We start from the raw sequence: 2091 nt of genomic DNA on the forward strand, positions 1-2091 counted from the left end.
CAGATCCCCGGCACCCGCACCCAGCCACCACCAGCACCCTGCCCCACATCCTGCTCCTGCTCTTGCCCCTGCTCCCCCTCCCGGCACAACTCCCAAAGCCAGGTGTCCTCCCACTCCCCCGGACACCCGGCCTGCGTCCGCACGGGAGCCGGCGTGACAGGCTGCTCCTCCTCAACGACAACCGGCTCAGCAGGCGCCGCGGAGACAGAATCAGGGACCCGAGCCTTAGACGCAGCCCGCACAGGCGCCGGCACGCTCCCCTCGTACCACCGATCCGGCCGCGCCGGCGCCGGGACCAGCACCGGTTCAAGCACGAGCCCCACCTTCCGGCTCACCACGGAGCCGACCACCCCACCGCCCGCCTCAAACCCCCGAATCTCCCCGGCCAGCAACCCCCCGGCCAGAATCGCCGGCGCCAGCAACGCCCCGAACAACACGACGGGCCGCCGGCGGGCCTGCGTGCATCGCCTCGTGCTCACAGGCGAACGCTATCCACGCGGGATCCGCCCGAATCTGATCACTTGTCATGCCTTTACCGCAGCTCAGAGCACCCATAACCAACCCCGCCAAACTCATCCGGGTCCTGCGTCCCACGCAGTGCCAGACTTTCGCTAGGCTTACAGAGGTCCGCCTCCGTAGCTCAGGGGATAGAGCACCGCTCTCCTAAAGCGGGTGCCGCAGGTTCGAATCCTGCCGGGGGCACTCATCCAGATCGGCATTGTCGGCCCCTGACCTGCGGTTTCATAGCCGCAGGTCTTTTGTTTTGCGCCCTTGATAGGCAACCGACTGTGCCCGCATGCCACCGTAAGACCATGATCAGGGGACATGCGCGGGATGATCTTGATGACGTTTCCCCAGGCCGGGCCGCATTTTAGGCCGTCACGTTCGCCGGTACTCGCTTCCGGCCGCGCGGCATGGGGCGAACACAGCCACCCTGATCGTGCCAACGTGCGTAACCTCCGCTTGAAGTCCACACTCACCGGCACAGTACGCGGGCCGCTCCGGCGACAACTGTGGTCGCCAGCAACCAGCCAGCCGCGATCAGCCCGTAAGAGAGACACTGCGTCGCTCCTCTTGGGTTGAACGCCGACTGCTGGCCCAGATCGACAATGGGGAGCAGCAGGTTTAGTGCATAGATCACGGCGTTGGGGTGCGTTGATTCGCCCAGCTTCAGCGGAGGCGGCGGTGACACCGAGTAGACGACACCGTTGATGGCCAACAAGACAACGAGCCAGGTGGCTGCACGCCGCAGCTTGTAGCCGAAGCCGACCATGACGTCCTGCAGAAGGCCTCACACCCGATCGAGCAGCGCCCGATCACGTTGCCGCCGCTCCTTCGCATACCAGGCGGCACGCGCCTCGACGTGCTGACCGCCGGCGGCACAGGAGGTAGCCAGCTACTCAGACTGCTGCGGGCGGAACTCCTCGCCGGACCCTTCCGGCGCGCACAACAGCGCGTCGGTCAGCTCGAACAACGCATCGGCCCGCGACTTGAGGCAGGCATAGACATCGTTCCGGAACCGGGACAACGCCCTGAAAGACTCGACACAGGCGGCATCGTTCAGCAGACTCACCCTCACGGCCTTGTAGTGATCAGCAGCGACTCGACACCGCACATTGGAGTTGCCCCGGTTCGGTAGACACATCAGGGGCTTGCGACTACGCGGCAGCATAGCCGAGGTCTTGGGCGTTCTTGAGCGTGTGTCGACGTTCGTATTCGGCCGGGCTGAGCTGGCCGTTGGCGGAATGGCGGCGGCGTGGGTTGTAGAACCCTTCGATGTAGCTGAACAGGGCTCGTTCGGCCTCCGGCCTGGTGTGGAAGGTGCGCCGGTCGATCAGCTCACACTCCAGCGAGGCGAAGAAGCTCTCGGTGATCGCGTTGTCGAAGCATGTCCCGGTGCGGCCCGTGGACGGGCGGACACCCGCCTGTTCACAGCGCTGGCCGAAGGCGATTGAGGTGTATTGCTCGGATTCAATCAGTCGTCGCAACACTGCTGCTCAGCAGCAAGTCTAGATGCTCGCTGAACGCCTCTGCCGGTGTCTTCCATCCGAGCGTCTTTCGGGGCCTGGTGTTGAGCGCGAATGCAACGGC

2 protein-coding genes, 1 tRNA gene and 1 pseudogene are annotated in these 2091 nt (G+C 65.0%); 1 reads left to right on the top strand and 3 read right to left on the bottom strand.

Translation table 11 applies throughout. The annotated features are described in order from the left end of the window. Positions 1–629: 629 nt before the first annotated feature. A tRNA-Arg gene (locus ETD85_RS61875) sits at positions 630–702 on the top strand. A 274-nt stretch (positions 703–976) separates the two neighbouring features. On the opposite strand, the gene ETD85_RS61880 is transcribed toward ETD85_RS61875, so the two are convergent. The 3 genes and pseudogenes from ETD85_RS61880 to ETD85_RS61885 form a co-directional block, all read right to left on the bottom strand. After that, entirely contained in the window at positions 977–1273 is a 297-nt protein-coding gene (locus tag ETD85_RS61880; RefSeq protein ID WP_138699030.1) for a hypothetical protein, read from the bottom strand. A 123-nt stretch (positions 1274–1396) separates the two neighbouring features. Beyond that, the gene (locus ETD85_RS64265; RefSeq protein ID WP_170247505.1) at positions 1397–1573 is read right to left on the bottom strand and encodes a hypothetical protein; all 177 of its coding nucleotides are present in this window, start codon (positions 1571–1573) and stop codon (positions 1397–1399) included. Between the two features lie 85 nt (positions 1574–1658). After that, positions 1659–1991 (bottom strand): annotated as a pseudogene (locus ETD85_RS61885) (IS3 family transposase); the annotation flags it as partial. Positions 1992–2091: the final 100 nt, after the last annotated feature.

It is taken from the genome of Nonomuraea zeae (genome assembly GCF_005889725.1).
GTDB lineage: Bacteria > Actinomycetota > Actinomycetes > Streptosporangiales > Streptosporangiaceae > Nonomuraea > Nonomuraea zeae.

Coding starts and splice junctions, on each gene's coding strand:
- ETD85_RS61880 (WP_138699030.1), bottom strand. CDS start 1,273: ATGGTCGGCTTCGGCTACAAGCTGCGGCGTGCAGCCACCTGGCTCGTT.